This window comes from Immundisolibacter sp., assembly GCF_041601295.1.
Lineage (GTDB): Bacteria > Pseudomonadota > Gammaproteobacteria > Immundisolibacterales > Immundisolibacteraceae > Immundisolibacter.
The window spans coordinates 12,226-34,666 of sequence record NZ_JBFIII010000020.1; the positions used below are offsets into that span (position 1 = coordinate 12,226).

At 65.0% G+C, this 22,441-nt stretch carries 20 protein-coding genes and 1 pseudogene; 17 read left to right on the top strand and 4 right to left on the bottom strand.

Going from position 1 to position 22,441, the window contains the following annotated elements; all coding sequences use genetic code 11:
• Positions 1-20 precede the first annotated feature (20 nt).
• The 3 genes from hflX to miaA form a co-directional block, all read right to left on the bottom strand.
• Entirely contained in the window at positions 21-1,292 is a 1,272-nt protein-coding gene (gene hflX / locus ABZF37_RS04210; protein WP_372717099.1) for a ribosome rescue GTPase HflX, read from the bottom strand.
• 82 nt (positions 1,293-1,374) lie between these two features.
• Positions 1,375-1,629, bottom strand: a complete 255-nt coding sequence (hfq, locus tag ABZF37_RS04215; RefSeq protein WP_372717102.1) for an RNA chaperone Hfq — start codon at positions 1,627-1,629, stop codon at positions 1,375-1,377.
• A gap of 188 nt (positions 1,630-1,817) precedes the next feature.
• Complete coding sequence (gene miaA / locus ABZF37_RS04220; protein WP_372717104.1) at positions 1,818-2,741, bottom strand: tRNA (adenosine(37)-N6)-dimethylallyltransferase MiaA; 924 nt, start codon at positions 2,739-2,741, stop codon at positions 1,818-1,820.
• Positions 2,742-2,810: 69 nt separating this feature from the next.
• Between miaA and ABZF37_RS04225 the strand changes: the two genes are divergently transcribed.
• Genes ABZF37_RS04225 through ABZF37_RS04235 form a run of 3 tightly spaced genes read left to right on the top strand, consistent with a single transcriptional unit; the run spans position 2,811 to position 7,133 of the window.
• Positions 2,811-4,199: a CinA family nicotinamide mononucleotide deamidase-related protein gene (locus ABZF37_RS04225; protein WP_372717106.1), complete on the top strand. Its 1,389-nt coding sequence runs from the start codon at positions 2,811-2,813 to the stop codon at positions 4,197-4,199.
• Positions 4,192-5,805, top strand: coding sequence for a PAS domain-containing sensor histidine kinase (locus ABZF37_RS04230; protein WP_372717108.1), 1,614 nt, complete (start codon positions 4,192-4,194; stop codon positions 5,803-5,805). The genes ABZF37_RS04225 and ABZF37_RS04230 overlap by 8 nt, the downstream gene beginning before the upstream one ends.
• The gene (locus tag ABZF37_RS04235; RefSeq protein ID WP_372717110.1) at positions 5,802-7,133 is read left to right on the top strand and encodes a sigma-54-dependent transcriptional regulator; all 1,332 of its coding nucleotides are present in this window, start codon (positions 5,802-5,804) and stop codon (positions 7,131-7,133) included. The genes ABZF37_RS04230 and ABZF37_RS04235 overlap by 4 nt, the downstream gene beginning before the upstream one ends.
• 6 nt (positions 7,134-7,139) lie before the next feature.
• On the opposite strand, the gene queG is transcribed toward ABZF37_RS04235, so the two are convergent.
• Entirely contained in the window at positions 7,140-8,216 is a 1,077-nt protein-coding gene (gene queG, locus ABZF37_RS04240; protein ID WP_372717112.1) for a tRNA epoxyqueuosine(34) reductase QueG, read from the bottom strand.
• Between the two features lie 107 nt (positions 8,217-8,323).
• Here queG and ABZF37_RS04245 point away from each other — a divergent pair, with 107 nt between their 5' ends.
• The 14 genes and pseudogenes from ABZF37_RS04245 (at position 8,324) to glk (ending at position 22,251) form a co-directional block, all read left to right on the top strand.
• A complete protein-coding gene (locus ABZF37_RS04245) occupies positions 8,324-9,844 on the top strand; it encodes an NAD(P)H-hydrate dehydratase (RefSeq protein WP_372717114.1) in 1,521 nt (506 codons plus the stop codon).
• Positions 9,822-10,265, top strand: a complete 444-nt coding sequence (gene tsaE / locus ABZF37_RS04250) for a tRNA (adenosine(37)-N6)-threonylcarbamoyltransferase complex ATPase subunit type 1 TsaE (RefSeq protein WP_372717116.1) — start codon at positions 9,822-9,824, stop codon at positions 10,263-10,265. Before ABZF37_RS04245 ends, tsaE begins: the two co-directional genes overlap by 23 nt.
• Positions 10,262-11,545, top strand: coding sequence for an N-acetylmuramoyl-L-alanine amidase (locus ABZF37_RS04255; RefSeq protein WP_372717118.1), 1,284 nt, complete (start codon positions 10,262-10,264; stop codon positions 11,543-11,545). Before tsaE ends, ABZF37_RS04255 begins: the two co-directional genes overlap by 4 nt.
• Positions 11,538-13,319, top strand: a complete 1,782-nt coding sequence (gene mutL, locus ABZF37_RS04260) for a DNA mismatch repair endonuclease MutL (RefSeq protein ID WP_372717120.1) — start codon at positions 11,538-11,540, stop codon at positions 13,317-13,319. The genes ABZF37_RS04255 and mutL overlap by 8 nt, the downstream gene beginning before the upstream one ends.
• Before the next feature lie 66 nt (positions 13,320-13,385).
• Positions 13,386-14,024 (top strand): DedA family protein, encoded by a 639-nt coding sequence (locus tag ABZF37_RS04265; protein ID WP_372717122.1) that lies wholly within the window; start codon positions 13,386-13,388, stop codon positions 14,022-14,024.
• Positions 14,025-14,103: 79 nt separating this feature from the next.
• Positions 14,104-15,183, top strand: a complete 1,080-nt coding sequence (locus ABZF37_RS04270) for an LLM class flavin-dependent oxidoreductase (RefSeq protein ID WP_372717124.1) — start codon at positions 14,104-14,106, stop codon at positions 15,181-15,183.
• 118 nt (positions 15,184-15,301) lie between these two features.
• Entirely contained in the window at positions 15,302-16,294 is a 993-nt protein-coding gene (locus tag ABZF37_RS04275) for an amidohydrolase family protein (RefSeq protein WP_372717126.1), read from the top strand.
• Between the two features lie 197 nt (positions 16,295-16,491).
• Entirely contained in the window at positions 16,492-16,683 is a 192-nt protein-coding gene (locus ABZF37_RS04280; protein WP_372717128.1) for a hypothetical protein, read from the top strand.
• 363 nt (positions 16,684-17,046) lie between these two features.
• Entirely contained in the window at positions 17,047-17,622 is a 576-nt protein-coding gene (locus ABZF37_RS04285) for a hypothetical protein (protein ID WP_372717130.1), read from the top strand.
• A gap of 284 nt (positions 17,623-17,906) precedes the next feature.
• A complete protein-coding gene (locus ABZF37_RS04290; RefSeq protein ID WP_372717132.1) occupies positions 17,907-19,301 on the top strand; it encodes a Rieske 2Fe-2S domain-containing protein in 1,395 nt (464 codons plus the stop codon).
• A complete protein-coding gene (locus ABZF37_RS04295; RefSeq protein WP_372717134.1) occupies positions 19,301-19,795 on the top strand; it encodes an aromatic-ring-hydroxylating dioxygenase subunit beta in 495 nt (164 codons plus the stop codon). The genes ABZF37_RS04290 and ABZF37_RS04295 overlap by 1 nt, the downstream gene beginning before the upstream one ends.
• A 20-nt stretch (positions 19,796-19,815) precedes the next feature.
• Positions 19,816-20,181, top strand: a pseudogene (locus ABZF37_RS04300) (carboxymuconolactone decarboxylase family protein); the annotation flags it as partial.
• 163 nt (positions 20,182-20,344) lie between these two features.
• Positions 20,345-21,226, top strand: a complete 882-nt coding sequence (locus ABZF37_RS04305; protein WP_372717136.1) for an NAD(P)-dependent oxidoreductase — start codon at positions 20,345-20,347, stop codon at positions 21,224-21,226.
• A gap of 65 nt (positions 21,227-21,291) precedes the next feature.
• Entirely contained in the window at positions 21,292-22,251 is a 960-nt protein-coding gene (gene glk / locus ABZF37_RS04310) for a glucokinase (protein WP_372717138.1), read from the top strand.
• Positions 22,252-22,441: the final 190 nt, after the last annotated feature.

Genomic DNA, 22,441 nt, shown 5'->3' on the forward strand with positions numbered 1-22,441 from the left:
GGGTAACCCGGCCAGAACGCTCATTGTTCCACAGTTATCGCGGATGTCGGCAAAGTGTCGGTATCGGCGGCGGCCAGCAGCGGCGCCAGGCGCGCGAGCTCGCCGCGACCGATATCGAACTCCACTTGCCAGGCGCCATCGGCGTCGAAGTGCTCATGCCGCACCTGGCCCAAACGAAACACGCCGGCGCGCAGTTGGCCATCGCAGCGGGGCAGGTGCAGCGTTTTACGCATCCTGGAAGCAGCAAATCGCTGGCCGACTGCGCTGCGCAGTAAATCGACCCCGGAGCCGCTGTGTGCGGACAGCCAGACGCGCTCGACGCCGCCGTTACCGGCAGGGTGGGCGGGCGCGTGGTCGGTGAGGTCTATCTTGTTCATCACCTCGATCTGCGGGATATCGCCGGCGCCGATGTCATCGAGCACGCCGTTCACCTGGGCCATCATCATCTGGCGCTCGTCCGTACGTGAGCTGTCCACCACATGCAGCAGCAGGCTGGCACTGCGCACCTCTTCGAGCGTGGAGCGGAACGCGGCCACCAGGGCGTGCGGCAGGCGGCGCACAAAGCCGACCGTATCCACCAATATCACCGGCTCACTGTCCGGCAGTTCAAGGCGCCGCAGAGTGGAATCGAGGGTCGCGAACAACAGGTCTGCGGCAAACACCTCGGATTCCGTCAGCGCATTGAACAGCGTCGATTTGCCACTGTTGGTGTAGCCGACCAGGGCCACCGTCGGCGTCTCGCTGCGGTTGCGTCGGCTGTTGATGCGTTGCTTGACCGAGCGCTCTAGCCGCGCTTCGAGCAGGCGAATACGCACACGGATCAGCCGGCGGTCGGTTTCCAGCTGGCTTTCGCCCGGCCCGCGCAGGCCGATACCGCCCTTTTGACGTTCAAGGTGAGTCCAGCCGCGCACCAGGCGAGTCGACAGATGTTTCAGTTGCGCGAGCTCAACTTGCAGCTTGCCTTCGTGCGAGCGGGCGCGGCGGGCGAAGATGTCCAGGATCAATCCAATACGATCGATGACCTGGCACTTGAGAATGCGTTCGAGGTTGCGTTCCTGCGATGGGCTCAGCGGATGATTGAAAATCACCAGATCAGCGCAGGACGCGGTGACGAGTTCCGCCAGTTCCGCGGTCTTGCCGCTGCCGATGAATAGCGCCGGGTCAACCTGGTTGCGACGGCAGACCAGGGTCGCCGCCAGTTCGGCGCCCACGGCGCGCGTCAATTCAAGGGCTTCGGTCAGATCGTCATCGAGCGCGATATCCGCGCCTGGCAGCTCGACGGCCACCAACACCGCCCGTTGTTTGGGGGCGGCAGTGGCCGTGCCAGTCCCGGTCCGCAGTACGAGAGCTGGGTCGTCGAGCGTGTCCTTCGTCTTACGGATGGGCTTCTTCCTCCGGCACTTCCTCGACTACGGTTGGCACGCGTATCGGCCGGCCGGGTACCACCGTGGAAATGGCGTGCTTGTAAATCATTTGCGACACGGTGTTCTTGAGCACCACCACGTACTGATCGAACGCCTCAACCTGTCCCTGCAGCTTGATGCCGTTCACCAAAAAGATAGAAACCGGAATCTGCTCCTTACGCAGCAGGTTCAAAAATGGATCCTGCAGGCCCTGGGATTTTTTCATTGTGTCGTCCTCGATTGTGGTCAGGCCGCGCCGCCGTGGCCGCATGCCCAGTGTAGCAATACGGGTATCCGTGAGCAGGCCCATGTGTTGGCCAGCGACAAGTCCCGATCACCCGGTTCGGTAGAGGCTATATGGGCATTGGCGTGTGCTGTTACAAGGCAGTTTCGACCGTCGTGCGGGCCTGGGGTTCACAGATCACGAGTTCGCTTGATGAGATCGCAAACGCGGGCGGTTACGCTGCCGCCCGCAGGATCCAGCCAGTGACCGTGAGGGTCGCCCCGTAGCCACGTCAGCTGGCGTTTGGCGTACTGGCGGCTGGCGGCCTTTCCCGCGGCAACCAGCGTCGGGTAGTCCAGCTCACCCGCGAGGTAACTCCATGCCTGCCGGTAACCGATCGCCCGCAGCGCCGGCAGCGCACCCGAGTAGTCCGCTTGACGCAAGCGGGCCACTTCGTCGACAAGACCGGCCGCGAGCATAGCGTCGAAGCGTGCGTCCACGGCGGCGTACAGCGTTTGCCGGGACGCTGGCGCGAGAATCAGACGCAGCGCCGAGGATCCTCTGGCGCTCGGGACGGTCTGCGCATGCCATGTGCTGAGCGCCTGCCCGGACAGGCGAAAGACTTCCAGACCGCGGCTGATGCGCTGACGGTCCGTGGGAGCAATGCGGGCCGCCAACAGCGGGTCGATCTGCGCCAGTTCGGCGTGTAGCGCCGGCCAGCCGACTTGTGCCGCGTCAGCCTCGATGGCGCGGCGAGCGGCGATGTCGGCCGCAGGCAGTGTGGCAAGGCCCCGCTCCAGAGCGCGGAAGTACAGGAATGTCCCGCCCACCAGCAATGGGACATGGCCACGTGCCTCAACGGCTGCGATCAGCGCCAGCGCGTCGCGCCGAAACTCGCCAGCCGAATAGGGTTGATCGGGATTGCGGATGTCGAGCAGGTGATGGACCACGGCGCGGCGCGCGGCGGCATCCGGTTTGGCGGTGCCGATATCCAGGCCGCGGTAGACCTGGCCGGAATCGACGCTGATGATTTCGCATGCCAGGCGACTGGCAATGGCGAGCGCCAGCGCCGACTTGCCGGCGGCGGTGGGGCCGAGCAGATAAACGGCAGCCATGTGGATAGCTTACGCAGTGGGGGTGACGGATCCGGCTGGTCCGCCGGATCTTTACGCGGGGTGCCCTGAATGCAGGCGATCGACCGAAACCCAGCGATCCCGACACGCATCACACCGCAGCCGGGCAAGTTTACGGCGCGCGGCGCGGCGCGGCATACTGCGGCGGGTCGTGCGGACCTGCCGCCACACCGAGTCAGTACCTTGACCAGCCACAGCCTTACTGCCTGCATCGTCAGCACCGGCGAGGAGGTGCTGCGCGGTGAACTGCTCGACAGTAACAGCGCCGAATTGTCTCGCCAGCTCGGTGAGGCCGGTTTTACGGTACAACTGATGCTCACGGCAGGTGACCGTCGCGGCGATCTCGATTTTGTGCTGCGTACCTCGCTCGAACGCGCCGACTGGGTGTTCATGACCGGTGGCCTTGGGCCAACCGAGGATGACCTGACCGCCGAGGTGGTCGGGGAATTGGCGGGCGTGGCGCTGGAGTTCGATCTGCCAAGCTGGCAGCACGTTGAGCAGCGCTTCGCCGAGTTCGGCATTCCGCTGACCGACAACAATCGCAAGCAGGCGTTGTTCCCCACGGGCGCGCAGATTCTGGCCAACCCCAATGGCACGGCGCCCGGTTTTGTAGCCGAGCTGACGCTGGCGGGTGCCCGCAAGCGCATCGTGGCCCTGCCAGGACCACCGCGCGAAATGCAGCCCATGCTGCGCGACTTCCTGGCCAGCCTGCCGCAGGCGCGAAAACCGTCCCATAGTTTCATCCGCTTCCTGGGCATCGGTGAGTCCAGCCTGGCCGAAGCCATGCGGCCATGGGCCGACAACAACGTCGAAGTCGGTTACCGGGCGTTGTTCCCAGAGCTGGAGCTCAAGCTCTACGACGTCAGCGCACAGCAGATGCTGAGCCTGCGCCAGTTCGTGCTGGAGCGCTTTGGCGACTACCTGCTGGATTTCAGCCCCCGCAGCACGGCCGAGCTTTTTGCCATGTACCTGACCGAAACCGGACAGACTGTGGCCGTGGCTGAGTCCTGTACCGGTGGCCTGGTCGGCAAGATCATCACCGATCTGCCCGGTGCGTCAGCCTATTTCCTGGGCGGCGTGGTGTCCTACGCCAACAGTGCCAAGCATGATCTCCTGGGCGTGGACGCGGCCAGTATCGCGGCCCATGGCGCGGTTAGCGAACCAGTTGCCCGGCAGATGGCAAGTGGCGTGCGTGAGCGCTTTGGCGCCGACATCGGGCTCGCCATTACCGGCATTGCGGGCCCCGCGGGCGGCACTGACGAGAAGCCGGTCGGCACTGTCTGGCTGGGTCGGGCGGACGGCGCAGGCAGTGGCGCGCGACACCGGCAATTTGTGCGTGGCCGCGAATGGGTGCGTATCTTCGCCGCCCACGATGCCATGCGCTGGTTGATGAGTGATTGGCTGAGCGCGCGCTGGCGGGCCGCGGTCGACGGTGGCTGAAGAACCTGCCGCCAGTCGGCTGACCGACCTCATCGCCGACGATTCGCAGGCGCGCCTGACCTGGCGACCGTTGTTCTGGTTCAATTTATTGCGCCTGGTCACGGCCGCACTGCTGCTGGGGCTGACGCTTATCGAGCCGCCGCTGAAGCCACTGGGGATGACTGCCCCGGAGCTTTATCGCCTGGCGGCGGTGGCTTATCTGGCCAGTGCCGTGGCCGGTTTCGCGGTGCTTGCCCTGCGCTGGCCGCGGTTCAACCTGCAAGTCACCCTGCTGGTCATGGTCGACGTGGTGGCCATTACAGTGCTTGCGCATGCCAGTGGCGGTTTGCCTAGCGGGCTGGGCATCCTGTTGCTGATTGTGGTCGCCGGTGGTGGGCTTCTGGTGTCGGGCCGGCTGGCTTTTTTGTATGCCGCCATGGCGGCGTTGGCGGTCCTCGGCGAAAGTCTGTATCGCGTGAACCTGACCGACCAGGTTCCGACCTACGCGCAGGCTGGCCTGCTGGGTGCTTCGTGTTTTGGCGCGGCGGCGCTGGCGTACGAAATGGCCCGTCGGGTACGGCGCAGCGCCACGCTGGCGAGCCGACGCCAGGGCGAGGCGGTGGTGCTGGCTCGCCTGAACGATGAGATCATCCAGCGCATGCAGACCGGGGTGCTGGTAGTGGATCAGGAGCGTCGCGTGCGGCTCGCCAACCGCTCCGCCGAGCGTCTTCTCGGGAGTACCCTTGACCCGGGATGTACGGTCGCCGAGCTGTCACTGCAACTGGGGCGTTCGCTCACCTTGTGGCAGGCCGGTCGTGATCCGCTGGTGTCTGGCGGGAGCGACGCTTACGCGCCCCGTTTCGCCGCACTGGGCAGTGGCCAGGCCGCCGACACCCTGATTTTTCTGGACGACACCGCGGCGGTGAACCAGCAAGCGCAGCTGCTCAAGCTGGCCGCGCTCGGGCGCCTGGTGGCGAGCATCGCGCACCAGGTGCGCAATCCCCTGGGCGCAATCAGCCACGCCGCGCAGTTGCTCGCCGAAGACGCCCAGTTGGGCGCTGACCAGCAACGGCTGGTGTCGATTACCCTGCGTCAAACGGAGCGGGTGAATCGGATCATCGAAGAAGTACTGGCGTTGGGTCGCCCGCAGCCGGTCGAGATCGAACTGCTGGATCTGGGGCCCTGGCTGGAACAGTCGATTGACGCCTACTGTGCGAGCCATCAGGTGCCACGCACCGCCATTGCGCTGGAAGCCAGTTCTGGTGTTGTAACGCGTGGAGCGCCCGGGCAGCTGCAGCAGGTGCTGGAGAACCTGCTCGACAACGGGCTGCGTTACGCGGCTGATGCTGTACCTCCCCAGGTGATCGTGCGAGTTCGCCAGTCGGTTTCGCTCAGCCGGCCGGTTATCGAGGTGGAAGATCGTGGTCCCGGCGTGCCGACGGAGGAACATGCGCATCTGTTCGAGCCGTTTCACACCAGCCGGGCCGACGGCACCGGCCTGGGCTTGTTCATGGCGCGTGAACTGTGTACCGCCAATCAGGCGCGTATCGAGTATTACGCTCCGGCATTCGGCGGCGCGGGCTTTCGCATCGTGCTGGCGGACCGTCGGCGCCGGCAGTTGATATGAACGTGGCCACCGACGAAGTGCCGCGGGTGTTGATTGTCGACGACGAGCCGGACCTGTGCGAGCTGCTGGCGATTACCCTGCAGGGCATGGGGCTGACCAGCGACAGCGCCGGCACCTTGAAGGCGGCGCGAGCAGCCCTGGCGCAGGGTCCCTATCGCTTGTGCCTGTGTGATCTGCGCCTGCCGGACGGCAGTGGGCTGGAGTTGATCGAGCAGATTCAGCGCACGCTGCCGCAGATGCCCGTGGCGATGATTACCGCCCATGGCGATGTCGACGCCGCGGTGGCAGCGATGAAGGCCGGCGCCTTTGATTTTGTCAGCAAGCCGGTCAACGTGGCAGCCTTGCGTGGCTTGGTAGACACCGCGCTGCGCCTGTCGCGGGTACGCGCCGAACAGGTCACGGCACCGACGCTGACCGGCGATTCGGCAGTAATGCAGGCGCTGCGAGTCACGCTGGCGAAACTCGCGCGCAGTCAGGCGCCGGTGTTCATCCGCGGCGAGTCGGGGGTCGACAAGGAGCGCGTGGCGCACCTGATCCATGCCCAGGGCCCGCGCGCCAGCGGGCCGTTTGTGCCGGTGAATTGCGGTGCCATTCCCGAAAATCTCCTGGAAAGCGAGCTGTTTGGGCACATCAAGGGCAGTTTTACCGGTGCCAGTGCCGACCGCGAGGGTCTGTTTCAGGCCGCCGATGGCGGTACGTTGTTTCTGGATGAGATCGGCGCCGTGCCACCGGGAATGCAGGTCAAGCTGCTGCGCGCACTGCAGGAGCGGGCGGTGCGGCCAGTCGGTGCCCGCCAGGAAGTGCCGGTGGACGTGCGGGTATTGAGCGCGACCCATGAAGACCTGGCCGCTTTGGTCAGTAGCGGGCGTGTGCGGCAGGATTTTTACTACCGGATCAACGTGATCGAGGTCATGGTGCCGCCGCTGCGCGAGCGCGGCGAGGACATTGCGCCACTCGCCGTCGACTTGTTGCGGCGCATCGCCGGCGGCGAGCGCCTGAGCCTGACATCCAAAGCATTGGAGGTCCTGCAGGGTTATGCCTTTCCCGGCAACGTGCGGGAACTCGAAAACATTCTCGAGCGCGCCGCGGCGCTGTGCGAGGGCGCGCTAATCGACGCGGCTGACCTGCATCTGCCAAAGCTGTTCGCCGACCCGTCTGGGCCGACGGCGGGTAACGGTGATCTTGACTCCGAACTCGGTGGTGTGGAGCGTGAGCGCATCCTCGAGGCCCTGCTCGCAAGCCGCTACAACCGCAGCGCCGCCGCGGACCGGCTGGGCATAACCCTGCGTCAGTTGCGGTACCGCATGCTCAAGCTTGGCATCAACTAGCGGCGATCAGATCCGGGTCGCGTGGTCGCCGACGTGGCGCTCAAGCGCCCAGGCCACATGTTCGCGGACCACGGGTGATGGACTGTCGCGGTGGCGGTGCAGACAGGCCAGCACGGCGGTATCACCGGTCGGTGCATTGCCCAGCGCCACCGCGATGTTGCGCTGCCAGCGTTCATGACCGATGCGGCGGATGGCCGAACCCGCCAGCCGAGCGTCGAACTGCTCCGCTGTCCAGTCCATCAGATCAACCAGCCGGGGGGCGTCGAGGCCGTGGCGCGGCGCGAAATCCTGCTCCTCGCTGGCGTGGGCGAATTTGTTCCAGGGACATGTCAGCTGGCAGTCGTCGCAGCCGTAAATGCGATTGCCCATCAGCGGGCGCAGTTCGGTCGGGATTGGGCCGGCCAGTTCGATCGTCAGATACGAGATGCAGCGGCGCGCATCCAGGACGTATGGGGCCACGATGGCGCCGGTGGGACAGACATCAATGCAGGCGTGGCAGCTGCCGCAATGATCGCTGGCTGGAGGGTCCACCGGCAGTGGTAGGTCGGTGTAGATCTCGCCCAGGAAAAACCACGACCCGCCGTGGCGGGTGATCAGGCAGGTGTGTTTGCCGACCCAGCCGAGGCCGGCCTGCTGCGCCAGCGGTTTTTCGAGCACCGGCGCGCTATCGGTAAATACGCGATAGCCGAACGGTCCGATTGCCGCAGCAATGCCATCGGCGAGTAGCTGCAGCCGCCGCCGCACCAGCTTGTGGTAGTCGCGGCCCAGTGCATAGCGCGAGACGTAACCGAGGTGCGGGTCGTCCAGCACCGGCCAGGCCGGGGCCGCGGTCTGCGGCCAGTAATCAAGACGCGCCGAGATGACCCGCACGGTGCCAGGCACCAGTGCCTGCGGGCGCGAGCGCTTGCGACCATGCCGGGCCATCCATCCCATCTCGCCGTGGTAGCCGCGGGCCAGCCAGGTTTCGAGGCGTTGCTCGGCGACAGCCAGGTCGAGTCCGCTGACACCAAGCCCACTGAAGCCCAGTTCGGCCGCCAGCGCGTGCACCGTGGCCGCCAGCGCGTCGGGAGAGCGTGTAGTCATGGCTGCATAAAAATATGGCAAATCAGGTTAGGACAACGCAAAAAATGCTGAATTAAGCGTATGCTTTTGCCGAAATCTAATCCTTGGCGTCAAGCGATTGCTATAAATTGCTGAATTCACTTAAAAAACTATATTCAGTTCCGCAACTGCGCAGAATCGACAGTGCCGCCGCGGGGCAAACTGGATGTTCCGGCACCGCCTTGATGGAGCGCGCCGGGGCGGCGGCGTTCGCCATGCTGCGCCGGCTGTGGCCAACCGCGCAACGGCTGGCGGTTCTGTGCGGACCGGGTAATAACGGTGGCGATGGCTATGTGCTGGCACGCTTGGCCCACCTGGCGGGCTTCCGCGTCCAGTTGGTGGCTTTGGCCGGGCTGCCACGCGCCGGCAGCGAGGCTGATGTGGCGCGTCAGTGGTTCGGCGCCAGTGGCGGCACGCAGCAGCGGGACTGGCAAGCAGCACTTGGCGGCGCCGAGCTGTGCGTCGATGCATTGCTCGGTACGGGTGCCGACCGGCCGCTGGACGGTCCGATCGCGGCCGCCGTGGCGGGCCTGAATGCTCAGACCGCCCCGGTGCTGGCGCTGGACGTGCCATCTGGCCTGAATGCCGACTCCGGCCAGGTCATGGGTGTAGCGGTGCGGGCCAGCGCCACACTCACTTTTGTCGCCCGCAAGCTGGGCCTGTATACCGGCGCCGCGCGGGAGTGTTGCGGGCAGCTGGATTTTGATGATCTTGGGGTGCCGGCCCAGGTCGTTGCGATGGCCGGGGAGGCAGCCGCGGTGCGGCTCGATCTGTCCTGCTTACGCAGTGCCTTTCTGGCGCCGCGGCCCCGTCACGCGCACAAGGGCAGTTGTGGCCATGTCCTGGTGCTCGGTGGCGATCACGGTTATGGCGGCGCCGTTCGCCTTGCCGGCGAAGCAGCGGCCCGGACTGGTGCCGGGCTCACCAGCGTGGCGACACGGTCACAGCACGTGGCGGCGTTGATCGCCGGACGGCCGGAACTGATGGCGCATGGCATCAATAGCGCCACAGACATTGCACCGCTGCTGGCACGCGCCAGCGTGGTGGCAGTCGGGCCGGGTTTGGGGCAGGACGATTTTGGTCGTGACCTGTTCGCAGCCGCCCTGGCCAGTGGCTTGCCGCTGGTGGTCGACGCAGACGCATTGAACCTGCTGGCCCGCGACCGCCAGCTGCCACGTCGTGACGACTGGATTCTTACGCCGCATCCGGGCGAAGCGGCGCGCTTGCTCGGGGGCACCGCGTCGCAGATCGAAGCCGACCGCTACGGCGCCGCGCGGGCGCTGCACGCGCGTTTCGGGGGTGTGGTGGTGCTCAAGGGTGCGGGCACAGTGGTATACGACGGCGTCTCACCGCCCGGGGTGGTGCCGTACGGGAATCCTGGCATGGCCACCGGCGGCATGGGGGATGTGCTGACCGGCGTGATCGCTGCTCTATGGGCACAAGGCCTGCCCGCCGCTGCCGCGGCAGCGCTTGGTGCCTGTCTGCATGCGGTGGCGGCGGACCAGGTGGTGGCACGCCAGGGCGAGCGCGGCCTGCTGGCGAGTGACCTGTTGCCGGCCTTGCCCGCGCTCGTGAACGGGAGAAACGATGGAGCAGACCTGGGTGCTTGAGAACGAAGCCGCGCAGCTGGCGCTCGGTGCTCGATTGGGTCGAGTCCTGGCGCCAGGCTTGTGTATCTATCTGCGCGGGCCACTGGGTGCGGGCAAGACCACTCTGGTGCGCGGGGCCCTGCGGGCGCGTGGCCACACCGGCACCGTGCGCAGCCCGACGTACACCCTGGTCGAAACCTACGACGATATATGCCACCTCGACCTGTATCGCGTCGCCGGCGCCGAGGAGATGGAGTTCCTCGGTGCGCGCGAACTGTTCGATGGGCGCCATACCTGTTTTGTCGAATGGCCCGAGCGTGGTGCTGGCTGGTTGCCGCCGGCTGATCTTGATATCGATATTCAAATGGCCGGCTCCGGGCGTCAGCTACGCGTGCGGGCAGGCAGCGGTGCCGGTGAGTCCGTACTGGAGCGCATGGCATGAATGCGCTGCGTTTCTGCGTGCTGGCCCTGCTGCCGCTGCTCAGCTTCGCTGGCGAACTGCGCGGCCTGCGTTACGAGCCGCTGCCCGGCGGGACGCGGCTGACGCTTGAGCTCAGTGCGCCCACGGTCGGAAAAGTGTTTACCCTGAAGGCGCCCGACCGGCTGGTGATTGATCTACCTGCCACCGCGCTCAGAACCAGCTTGGGGCGTCCGACCGGCAACACACCGGTTCGGGACGTGCGATCGGGGCCGCAGGCGGGCGGTGGCCTGCGCCTGGTGCTGGACCTCGCCGCGCCCGTTCAGTGGCGCGAGCAGCGCTTGCCGGCGGGTAATGGCAAGGGCCCGCGTGTGCAGATCGATGTACTCGCGGGCGGGACCCATGCTGCTGTGGCAACCGTGCCGCCGGCGGTAAGAGCCCCTTCGGTCACCCCGGTGGCGCGGGCCTCGCCAGCGGCTGCGCCGGCAACGCGCGCAGCGCCCGCGTTGCCCAAGGCGGGTCCGGCGGTGAAGCGGGTCGTATCGACCAGCATGGTGACGGTGGTGATCGACGCGGGCCACGGCGGGCACGACGTGGGCGCAGTGGGCCCCGGTCGCCTGTACGAGAAACACGTGACGCTCGCCCTGGCACGTGAGTTGGCAACGCAGATCAATGCCCAGCGCGGTATGCGGGCGGTTCTGACGCGCAGCGGCGACGTGTTTGTGCCGCTGCGTCAGCGCACCGCAGTGGCGCACAAGCACAAGGCGGATCTGTTCGTTTCGATACACGCAGACGCCTTCAAAAACCCCTCGGCGCGTGGTTCGGGCGTGTACGCGCTGTCCGAGACCGGCGCCACCAGCGAGGCGGCGCGATTGCTGGCGGCGCGCGAGAATGCCGCCGATCTTGGTGGCGGTCTTGCTGCCGCCGGGCACGACCGGGTGCTGCGTTCGGTGTTGCTGGACCTGTCGCAAAACGCCACTATTGAGAGCAGTCTGCGCTTGGCGGACCGTTTGCTGGATCGTCTGTCCGACGTCAATCGTCTGCACCGTGCCGACGTACAGCAGGCCAACTTCATGGTGCTCAAATCACCGCAGGTGCCCTCAGTGCTGGTGGAAGCAGCGTTCATTTCCAATCCGGAAGAAGCTCGCAAACTGGCGGATCCCGCGTTCCGTCGCCGTCTGGCCTCGGCCCTGGTGGTGGGTTTGCGCGACTACCTGCAATCCGAGCCGCGGCTGCGCCAGGCACTGGCCAATGCGCAAGCCGGCCGTACGTCGACGGCCCGTTCGGCGGACGGTGGTGGCTGACCCCGCGCGGCGGCCGATACGAGAGCTGTCGCCGGAACTCAGTAACCAGATCGCCGCCGGTGAGGTGGTCGAGCGGCCAGCTTCCATCGTCAAGGAATTGCTTGAAAACGCCCTCGATGCCGGCGCCAGGCACATTGAGGTAACCCTGGAGCAGGGCGGTGTTGGGTTGATTCGCTTGCGCGACGACGGCTGCGGTATTCCGGCCGAGGAATTGCCGTTGGCGCTGCGCCGTCACGCCACCAGCAAACTCTCCAGTAGCGCCGAGTTGATGCGCATCGAAAGTCTGGGTTTTCGTGGCGAGGCGCTGCCGAGCATCGCCTCGGTAGCGCGTCTGGATATGGTGTCGGCGGTACCCGGTGGCAGTGCGGCGCAGCTCGTACACGGCCAGCTTGAGCCGGTGCCAGCGGCCCACCCGCCGGGCACCAGCGTCACCGTGCGCGACCTGTTCTATAACCTGCCGGCGCGGCGCAAGTTTCTGCGTAGCGAGAAGACCGAGTATCAGCACGCCGACGAGGTGCTGCGCCGGCTGGCGCTGGCGCGTTTCGATGTGGCCCTGAGCTGGTCGCATAACGGCCGGGTAGTGCAGCAGCTGCCAGCAGCGGCCGACACGGCGGCCCGCGAGCGGCGCTTGGCGCGGTTGTGTGGCCAGCCCTTCGTGGATGCCACGCTGCGGCTCGACTTTGACGTTGGCGGGTACGGCTTGTCCGGCTGGACCGGGTTGCCTACTTTCTCCCGCGCTGCCTCCGACATGCAGCACTGGTACGTCAACGGCCGTCTGGTGCGCGACAAACTGCTCACGCACGCCGCCCGTCAAGCCTATCGGGACGTCCTCTATCACGGCCGCCAGCCGGCTTATGTGTTGTACCTGTCGTTGCCCATCGAGGCGGTCGACGTCAACGTCCATCCGGCCAAGGCCGAGGTGCGTTTTCGCGACAGCCGCGCGGTGCATGACTTTGTCGTGCGCTGCCTGCGCGAGGCGCTGGGCAGCGGCAGCCGTGCCGGCACATTGCCGGCTGACCCGCCTGCCAGCGGGGCGAGTGGCGCGCCGGCGGTCGCAGGCGCCGGGCTGCGTTTGTGGGACGCCGGCGCGGCCCGTTTGCCGACCGGGCAGTTAGCTGAGCAGTTCGCCGCCTATACCGAGCTGGCGAAGGGCGCGGCCTCGGCCGGCACGCCGCTTCCGGATGACGAGGAGCAGCCGTTGGGCCGGCCACTGGCGCAGCTCATGGGCGTGTATATCCTGGCGCAGAATGCTCGCGGCCTGGTCCTCGTGGACATGCACGCCGCCCACGAACGCATTACCTACGAACGGCTGCGCACCGCTTACGCTGCCGGACGTGTGGTGGCCCAGCCGCTGCTGGTGCCGATGACCTTGCACCTTGGCGCCGCCGAACTGGCGATCGTGGAGCAGCACGGCGATCTGTGGCCACAGCTGGGTATCGACCTGGCGGTGCTGGGGCCCGATACGCTGGCGGTGCGAGAGGTGCCGGCCCTGCTGGCGGGTGGTGACATCGGCGCCCTGGTGCGTGACGTGATCGCCGAGCTGCACGAACACGGCCGCAGCTCGCGCGTGCAGGAGCACATCGACGCCCTGCTGTCGGGCATGGCGTGCCACGGCTCGGTGCGCGCCGGACGCGCGCTGACCCTGGCCGAAATGGATGCATTGCTGCGCGACATGGAGCGTACCGAGCGTAGTGGCCAGTGCAGCCACGGCCGGCCGACCTGGGTGGAATTGCCGCTGGCCGAACTCGATCGTTTGTTCATGCGCGGGCGCTGAATCGAGTCATCCAGCCGGGTCACCCGCCTATACTGGCGCCTCCCTTGGCCCCTGACTTAGCCACGCATGGAATTGCTGCACAGCCTGCTTGACCTGGCCTTGCATCTCGACACCCACCTCGCCGATTTCACGCTCCGGTATGGTGTGTGGGTGTATGGCTTGCTGGCTGTGGTGGTGTTTTGCGAAACCGGCCTGGTGGTAACGCCATTTCTGCCCGGCGATTCGCTGCTGTTCGTGGTTGGCGCCCTGGCGGCTGGCGGGATGATTGATTTTTCGCTGGCGGCGCTGGTGCTGTTTCTGGCCGCTGTGGTGGGCGACAGCGTCAATTACGCCATCGGCAACTATGTTGGCCCCAGGATCTATTCGCGTCCGGATTCGCGCTGGTTGCGACAGGAGCACCTGCGGCGTACCCGGGCATTTTTCGAGCGCCACGGCGGCAAGACCATCGTGCTTGCGCGCTTCGTGCCCATCGTGCGTACATTCGCGCCGTTCGTGGCCGGCGTGGGGACCATGCACTACCGGCGCTTCATCGTCTTCAATGTTTTCGGTGCCGCCGTCTGGGTGGGGCTGTTCATGACCGCCGGGCTGGTGTTTGGCCAATTGCCGCTGGTCAAGAACAATCTCACCTTGATTGCGGTGGGCATCGTGGTGGCGTCGGTGTTACCGCTTGCCGTGCAACATCTGCGCGCCCGCCGCGCCGCCTGACGGGAATAGCGTCAAGCGGCATACTGCCCGTCAGCGATCCCGCAACAGAATCGTCACTACAACACAGGAGACACAATTCATGGCGAACAAGGGACTGAAGTTCGGCGTGTACACGGAGATGAACTGCATGCCCGGGGTGAGCACCTCTGACAGTGTGTGGGACGTGATGGGGCACATCGAGCAGTGCGATCGGCTCGGTTACGACGTGTATATGGCCATCGAGCACCACTTCTTCCCGACCTTCGGGCAGTCCTCGAATCCGCTGGCGTTGTTCTCGGCTGCTGCGCAGCGCACCAAGACCATCCGCATGCGTACCCTGTGCCACACCCTGCCGCTGCACAATCCAACTGTACTGGCGGGCGAAATCGCCACCGCTGACGTACTGACAGGCGGACGGTTGGATCTGGGATTCGGTCGTGGTCACGCATGGCTATACAAGATGGCTGGCATTCCATACGAGGAAAGCCAGCCTCGCTACGAGGAGGCGCAGGACATCCTGATCAAGGCACTGACCCAGGACAGCTTCTCGCACCACGGCATGATGTATACGCTGGACGACGTCAGCGTGTTTCCGCGACCGGTGCAAAATCCAATGCCGGTCTATCTGACCGGCACCAGTGGCCGGTCGTTCCACGTGGCGGCCGAGCGCGGCTGGGGTATTTCCGTCGGCGGTCCAGCGCCGTACCCGATCTTCGCCAAGCCGATGGCGGAGTATCGCCAGGCCTGCGCCAAGTTCGGCACCAAGCCGGTGGTCAGCTACATTCAGCCGGTCCACATCGCGCCTACCGAAGACGAGGCACATGCCCAGGCGCGCCTGGCCGGACCGTACTTCTATCACCAGATCGCCAAGCCGATCCTGAGCGTGGATCAGAAGGGCGATCGGGACCGGCTGTTGGCTTCAGGCTATGGGTTTTACGCCAGCGAGGCCATGAACCAGATGCTCAACCTGACTTACGACGACATCATCGGGCAAGACATGTTGTGGGTCGGTACGCCAGCGCAGATTGCTGCCCGTGTTGCGGATTTTCTGGGTCGGGAAGAACTCGACGAGTTCGCCATCCAGGCACTACCCCGGGGTCCACAGGGTGGCATTACCCTGGAGCAGCATCGGCGAACCCAGGAGTTGTTCGCGACCCAAGTGCTGCCGGGCTTCAAGTAAGTCTTTGCCGATGCTGGTCTGTAAAAGCCGCATCCGGTGATCGGAGTGCGCCTTTTTTTGTAACCGGCAGCTGACGTCGTACCCTAGCCCATTCGACGAGATCACCCGCGGAGCTGCCATGGCCATCGACATCCACACCCATATCGTGCCAGCGAGTTTCCCGGCCTATGTTGGCGCCGCTGGTTCTGGTCGCTGGCCACAGATGCAGGCTTGTGATCATCCCGGACACAGAACGGTGATGATCGGCGACAAGCCGTTTCGTACCGTAAGCGATCACAGCTGGGATATCGCCCGCCGGCTTGAGGACATGGACGCGGAAGGCGTGCAGAAGCAGGTTCTTTCTCCCATGCCGGAACTTTTGTCGTACTGGTTCGATGCCGATGATGCGTTGGCGATGGGGAGCCACGTCAATGCCACCATCGCCGCCATGGTGGCGGCCGACCCGCTGCATTTCGCCGGCCTCGGTATGGTGCCGCTGCAGGATCCGGAGCTGGCCGCCAAGCAGATGCAGACGCTGCGCCGCGACTACGGCCTGGTCGGCGTCGAGGTCGGCAGCAACATCAACGGCAAGCCGATCGGGCACCCCGACCACGCGCCGTTTTTTGCGGCGGCGGTGGAGAACGAGCTTGCGGTATTCGTGCACGCGCTGCACCCAGCCGGGGCGGATCGGGTCATCGGCCCCCCGCTGTTGCAGGCGCTGATCGCGTTTCCGAACGAAAACGCCTTCGCGGTCGCTTCCATGATCACCGGCGGTCTGCTGGAGCAATTCCCGGACTTGCGCATCGGTTTCAGCCACGGTGGCGGCAGTTTCGGCCTGGTGCTGCCGCGCTTGCAGTCGGGTTGGGAAACGACTCGCGCCGACGATGCGTTCCTGCCGCGCCCACCGGTGGAGTACGCCCGGCGCATGTACTACGACACTCTTGTGTACGACGACCTGGCGCTGCGCTATTTGATCAGCCTGTACGGCGCCGATCGCCTGCTGGTGGGGTCGGATTACCCGTTTGTTATCCGCGAGCGCGCGCCGGGCAAGCGCATCATTGGACTGGATTTACCGGTCGCCGAGCGGGATGCCATCCTGCGTGGCAATGCAGTGGACTACCTGCATATTTAGGCGCACGAAAGATACCTCGCGGCAGAGCGTCGTGACGCTTTTTTTTGTTTGTCCGGCGATTGCACGCCATAGCGTATTTGAGCGTGTTAGCATCGCGCCCGACTCGTGGGTCTAATTTGTAGCGATCACGACAAAACAGTGTCGCGCTGTGTGCCGAGCAGGAGTGTGTTGATGCGCGCATGCTGGTCCGGAGGCGAATGAACCGATCGGTCGATGGATGGCTCGCAGCCGCAGAGCCGATGGATTCCGAGCGCAAGGTTGGCGATCAGATCGACCAGCCCCTTTTTATTCGCCACGACATGCGGCGCGACAATCCTGACAACGCATTTTATCCGCGAGCCGAACTGCGTGCTCCCGTGCCCTGTCTTGCCAGTTGCGTAGCCGGATGATTTTTACGTTACGCACCTCGGTCGCCCACTAAGGCAGGTGTCGCACAATGTCCGCGGCGAATTCAAATCTTTTCTGAACACCCGCCTCGACGACTCGTGCGGCCGGAAACATTCGTGTTCCATGCCCACGTTATCGCCGCATCCGCGGCGGGCACGCGACTGCGCGCGCAATGCCGGAAGGCTACTGCATTCAGTGATCGTTTGGTTTTGCCGATAATGTCGATCGGTTACGCCAGTCTTATTTTTTTAGCGGGCGAAGGACCGTCCGCCGCAAGCCGGTGACGCGAGAATCCGGTTTGGCCTAGCCGTGCGAACACGCCCAGGATGGGCGTCGTCGTTCAACCAACCAGCGAGAGGGAAACCATGGCAAAGACCGATCTGAATAGACAGAAAGCGTTACCGATGCTGTGCGCTAGTAACGATAATTCTGCACATGATGGATTAGTGAATGTCCGCTCCAAAGCCGCTGTCGCGGGTAAAACCGCGTCGATCGTTACCGGGAAGGTAGTGGTCAAGGCCAAGCCCGTCGCCAAGGCCAAGCCAGCAAAAGCAAAGCCGGCCGCCAAAGCCACAACGGTCAAAGGCAAAGCGGTTGCCAAGGCAAAGCCAGCAGCAGCGAAAGCGGTCAAAGCCAAATCCGTTGTTAAAGCCAAAACTGTGGCCAAGACAAAACCAGTTGCCAAGGCGAAAGCCAAGCCCGCGGTCAAGGTCAAGGTCGCGACGAAACCGGTCAAGGCCAAAGCAGTTGCCAAGGCAAAACCAGCGAAAGCCAAGGTTAAAGCGGTCAAAGCCAAGCCGGTGGCAAAATCCAAAGCAACTGCCAAGGCCAAGCCGGTGGTTAAAGCTAAAGCCGCCGCCAAGGCCAAGCCGGTTGCCAAAGGCAAGTCCACTGTCAAGGCTGTAAAAGCCAAGCCGGCTGTCAGGGCCAAGGCCCGTTAAAGCCGGAACGGTAGACAAGCCAAGCCTATAACCCAGGCAGTGGCGATCGCTCTGAGCGCCGCACCGGCGAGCGCCGTCAGGGGACGCTGAAGCAATAACTTCGGCGCTCGGTCGCGGTGGGCGGGTGCGAGGGCTTGCTGCCGTCGTACCTGCTGGTTGTAGACTGTGCATCGGATGTGGGCCCTTTCGTTGCGACGTAAGCTGGGGCGTCGTCTGTGGTATTGCTGTCACCGTGGCGAACAGGACGACGCAACGCGGTACACACACGCTGGGGCTGACAGAATATGAACCGACCTGCGCAACGGCCACTGCCGGACGCAGGCCTTGTCGACTTCGATCGTTATCTGGACGACCGCATCGACGAGGGCCAATTCGCCGTCCACCGAGACATCTTTCGCGACGAGTTCCTGTTCGATCTGGAGATGAAGTACATCTTCGAGTCGAACTGGGTGTTCCTGTGTCATGCCTCGCAGCTGCCAAAGCCGCATGATTTTTTCAGTACCCACATTGGCCGCCAGCCGGTGCTGGTCACGCGCAATGCCGCCAGTGAACTGAAGGCCTTCCTGAACACCTGCACCCACAAGGGCTCGCTGGTGTGTCTGAACCGCTCCGGCAACCGCAAGTTCCACAGCTGCACCTATCACGGCTGGACCTTCGATACCAACGGCCGCTGCGTGTCGATCAAGGACCACGCCGACGCCGCCTACACGCCGGCCTTCGAGGCGCATAGCCACGATCTGCAAGCGGTACCGAAACTGGCCGAGTACCGCGGCTGGATCTTCGCCAGTCTGAACGCCGACGTGGTGCCGCTGGAGCAGCACCTGGGTGACGCCCGGGTGTTCATCGACTTGCTGGTCGAACAGGCGCCGGGCGGCATGGAACTGGTGCGCGGCAACGCCAGCTATACCTTCCCGGGCAACTGGAAGATGCAGGTCGAGAATTGCCTGGACGGCTACCACCTGAACATCGCCCACAAGGGCTTCATCGAGATCACCCGTCGGCGCATTGCGCGCGCCGGTGCGGCCTACAAGGGGCCGGACATTGAGGCCATGTTCGGCATCAACCTGAAGACCGGCAGCTTTGGCCTGAAAAACGGCCATGCGCTGTTCTTCACCGAAAACCCGGCGCCGGAATTCCGACCGCTGTGGCCGCAGCGCGAACAGCTCGCCGAGCGTCTGGGTGCCGGGCGAGCCAAGTGGCTGCTGCAGTACGGCCGTAACCTGACCATTTTCCCGAACGTGCAGTGCACGGACAACGCCGTCATTGGCCAGTTTCGCGTGCTGCGCCCGCTGGCCACCAACCTGACCGAAATGGAAATCTATCTGTGGGTGCCGGTCGGCGAGCCGCCGGAGGCGCGCCGCCAGCGTCTGCGTCAGTACGAGGATTTCTTCAACATCAGCTCCACCGGTACGCCGGACGACTTCGGCGCCTACCGCAACTGCCAGGAAGGTATGCAGGCGCGGGCGGTCGAGTGGCTGCAAGGCCACGGCCGGGGAATGGGGCGGATGGTACGCGGCGCCAACGACTACGCGCGCGAGCTGGGCATTGAGCCGGAAACCTGCAGCGAGGGGCCGCTGAACATGTCCGACGAGACGCTGTTCCACGCCAACTACCGGCAGTGGCTGCGGCTGATGAAAGAGGGGCAGCGGCGCGAGCTGGCGGCCCGGGCGCCAGACTGATGGTCAGCCCTGAACAACACCTTGTCGCTTCGGCGGTGATTTTTCGGGAGGCCGACTGCCTGGACCGCTGGCAGTGGCAGGACTGGCTGGACATGTTCACCGACGACTGCGAGTTCTGGTGTCCGGCCTGGGTGGACGAGGAACAGCTCGGTGACGACCCGGACCGCTACGTATCGTTTTTCTACCTCAGCGGCCGGGCGGCTCTTGGCGACCGCGTGTTTCGCGTCGAATCGGGCCTGACGCCGTTCGTCACACCCTTACCGCGCACCTGTCACGTCATCAGCAACCTGCACGTGACGGCGCTGGACGCCACACAGATGCAGGTCAGCAGCCACTGGCAGACCAGCACCTACCACCGGCGGGTAACGGTTCACTTGTTCGGTTTCTACGAGCACACGCTGGTGCTGGACGACGGGCGCTGGCGTATCGCGCGCAAGAAGATCACCTTGCTGAATGATCATCTCGATTTGCCGATCGATTTCAACCAAATCTGACCAACTGGAGGGGAGACACCATGGCAAAGACTGATCCGCGCATGCAAAAGGCGCTGCAAATGCTGCGCGCCATCGAGGACAAGGACGCCGCCGATGCGGTGGTCAGCGTGCTGAACGAACTGGCGCCCGACTACGCCAAGGCGACCATTGCCTACGCCTTCGGCGACACCTATGCGCGCACCAAGCAGCTGGCCCTGCGTGATCGCGAGATCACCACTATTGCTGCTCTGGCGGCGATGGGCAACGCCCTGCCACAGCTTAAGGTGCACATCCGAAGCGGCTTGAAAGTGGGCCTGTCGCAGCAGGAAATCGTGGAGATCATCGGCCATGTCGGCGTCTATGCCGGCTTTCCGGCGGCTGCCAATGCCTACTTTGCGATGAAGGAAGCTCTGACTGAAAGCGCGGCCGCGCGCAAGGCTGCCGCGGCCAAGGCCGGGTCGGCCAAGCCCGCTGCAGGCACGGTCAAGGCCGTGAAGGCGAAGCCGGCCAAGGCCGGACCGATTAAAGCCAAGGCCAAGCCGGCCAGGCCCGGCAAGAAGGGCTGAGCCGATGGATACGGCGCTCGGTTTCGTCGGGCTGGGCACCATGGGCCTGCCCATGTCCGGCCACCTGGCGCGCGCCGGATATCGGGTGCTGGGCTACGACCCGGTGGCGTCGACGCTTGGCGCGGCGGTTGCGCAGGGACTCACGGCCTGCGCCGATGCGGTCGCGGTTGGGCGCGAGGCGCAGATTGTTTTCACTTGCCTGCCCAGCCAGAAAGTAGTCCGCGCCACGGTGGAGGCGCTGTTGGGCACCATGCAGCCAGGCGGTGCCATCGTCGATTGCAGCACTATCAGCCCGCAGCTGGCCGGCGAGCTGGCGCAGATCACGGCAGCGCGTGATATCGGTTTTCTGGACGCGCCACTGAGCGGCGCCGGTTCCGGCGCACAGGCCGCCACGCTCAGCATCATGGTGGGCGGCGAGGCGGCCGTGTTCGAGCGCGTGCGGCCGATGTTGGCCCTGATGGGTCGCAATATCTTTCATCTGGGGCCGGTCGGCAGCGGTCAGACCGCCAAGTTGTGCCAGAACCTGATCCTGGTCTCCACCCTGTCCGGGGTCATGGAGTCGGTGGCGCTCGGTCGGGCCGTCGGCATCGAGCCACAACGCCTGCTGGAGGTCATGGACACCTGCCTGGCCCCGACGCGCGTCATGGATGTGCTGGTCAAGCCCAAGTTCGACGGTCGCGTGCCTTTCGACCACAGCACAGACGGCCTGACCATGAGTTGCAAGGACATTACCCTGGTGCGCGAACTGGCCGAGCGGGCCGGCGTCACACTGCCCGTCGGTAGTTTGATACAGAGCCTGTACGCGCAGGCGGTGGCCAAGGGCCACGGAAACCAGGATCTGCTGGCCTGGTACGAGCTGATCGAACAGGGCGTTTTCGACCGCTGATCGGCGCGCGATGTTTGCCACGGGTGGCAAACTGGTCGGACCAGGCTTGATCGGGGTAAACGTCCATGGAACTGCTGGCCGGCGATATCGGCGGCACCAAAACCTTGCTGTTGCGCGCTCGCTGGCGTGACGGCCAAGCGCAGGTGCTGGCCGAGAAACGCTTCGATAGCGCCGCCTATGCCGACCTGGCCGACATGGTGCGCGAATTCCTGGCCGGCGCGTGCGCACCGGTTGCCGCCTGCCTCGCGGTGGCCGGACCCGTGCAGCCGGCACCGGGCGGCGGCACCCAGGCGCGCATCACCAATTTGCCTTGGCAGCTAGACAGTCGGCGGCTGGCGCAAACGCTTGGCATCGCGCGGCTACACCTGATCAACGACCTCGCCGCTGTCGGCTACGGTCTGGACCTGCTCGCACCCAGCGACCTGGTCGAGCTGCAGGCTGGCCAGGTGCAAGCGGGTAGCCTGCGTGCGGTCCTGGGCATCGGTACCGGGCTGGGCATGGCCCTGGTTGCGCCAGCGGCGGGGTCTGGGCGTGTGTTTCCTAGCGAAGCCGGTCATGTGGATTTTGCCCCTCAGGACGCCCGCCAGGTACAGCTACGGGAGTTCGTGCGCCAGCGTCTGGGCGGGGGGCGCGTGTCGTGCGAGCGCCTGGTGTCCGGATCGGGCCTGGCGCTGCACTACGAATTCCTCGGCGGCGACGCGGTCAGTCCGGATACCGTTGCCGCACGCGCTGTGGCCGGGGATGCACTGGCCGCCGAGGCCATGACCCTGTTCGCCACCGTATGTGGCGCAGCTATCGGCAATCTGACCCTGACCTGTCTGCCGTTCGGAGGGCTGTACCTGGCCGGCGGCGTGGTGCAAAAGAATCTGTCGCTGTTTGGCGGCAGCGTGTTCCTGGATGCCGTCCGCGACAAGGGCCGCATGGAAGCAGTAGTGAGGCAGGTGCCGATTTATGCAATCACCGAGCCGCGCATCGGCCTGCTGGGTGCCGCGCGCTATGCCACCTTGGAAAATGCGGATGTTTGATCGCGGTATGCCGTGGAGCCGCCCTGGACCGCGCGGCGCCAGAAGCCGGGTTGAGTCTGGTCAACGTCGCCTGCACGTGGCGCGGCTAAGGTGACGACAAGGCGCCGTACGGCGCCCGTCATTATCTTGCGGAGCCTGCCATGACCGGATCCCACAAAACGCCTGATGCCCCGCACCATGGCCGGCACGA

What these genes read in the sequence shown, in the direction of transcription:
- glk (WP_372717138.1), top strand. Translation starts at nt 21,292, where the DNA reads ATGGAACTGCTGGCCGGCGATATCGGCGGCACCAAAACCTTGCTGTTG.
- ABZF37_RS04275 (WP_372717126.1), top strand. Translation starts at nt 15,302, where the DNA reads ATGGCCATCGACATCCACACCCATATCGTGCCAGCGAGTTTCCCGGCC.
- ABZF37_RS04265 (WP_372717122.1), top strand. Translation starts at nt 13,386, where the DNA reads ATGGAATTGCTGCACAGCCTGCTTGACCTGGCCTTGCATCTCGACACC.
- ABZF37_RS04225 (WP_372717106.1), top strand. Translation starts at nt 2,811, where the DNA reads ATGCAGGCGATCGACCGAAACCCAGCGATCCCGACACGCATCACACCG.
- ABZF37_RS04295 (WP_372717134.1), top strand. Translation starts at nt 19,301, where the DNA reads ATGGTCAGCCCTGAACAACACCTTGTCGCTTCGGCGGTGATTTTTCGG.
- ABZF37_RS04270 (WP_372717124.1), top strand. Translation starts at nt 14,104, where the DNA reads ATGGCGAACAAGGGACTGAAGTTCGGCGTGTACACGGAGATGAACTGC.
- ABZF37_RS04285 (WP_372717130.1), top strand. Translation starts at nt 17,047, where the DNA reads ATGGCAAAGACCGATCTGAATAGACAGAAAGCGTTACCGATGCTGTGC.
- queG (WP_372717112.1), bottom strand. Translation starts at nt 8,216, where the DNA reads ATGACTACACGCTCTCCCGACGCGCTGGCGGCCACGGTGCACGCGCTG.
- miaA (WP_372717104.1), bottom strand. Translation starts at nt 2,741, where the DNA reads ATGGCTGCCGTTTATCTGCTCGGCCCCACCGCCGCCGGCAAGTCGGCG.
- ABZF37_RS04290 (WP_372717132.1), top strand. Translation starts at nt 17,907, where the DNA reads ATGAACCGACCTGCGCAACGGCCACTGCCGGACGCAGGCCTTGTCGAC.
- hfq (WP_372717102.1), bottom strand. Translation starts at nt 1,629, where the DNA reads ATGAAAAAATCCCAGGGCCTGCAGGATCCATTTTTGAACCTGCTGCGT.
- ABZF37_RS04280 (WP_372717128.1), top strand. Translation starts at nt 16,492, where the DNA reads ATGAACCGATCGGTCGATGGATGGCTCGCAGCCGCAGAGCCGATGGAT.
- ABZF37_RS04305 (WP_372717136.1), top strand. Translation starts at nt 20,345, where the DNA reads ATGGATACGGCGCTCGGTTTCGTCGGGCTGGGCACCATGGGCCTGCCC.
- ABZF37_RS04255 (WP_372717118.1), top strand. Translation starts at nt 10,262, where the DNA reads ATGAATGCGCTGCGTTTCTGCGTGCTGGCCCTGCTGCCGCTGCTCAGC.
- tsaE (WP_372717116.1), top strand. Translation starts at nt 9,822, where the DNA reads ATGGAGCAGACCTGGGTGCTTGAGAACGAAGCCGCGCAGCTGGCGCTC.
- ABZF37_RS04235 (WP_372717110.1), top strand. Translation starts at nt 5,802, where the DNA reads ATGAACGTGGCCACCGACGAAGTGCCGCGGGTGTTGATTGTCGACGAC.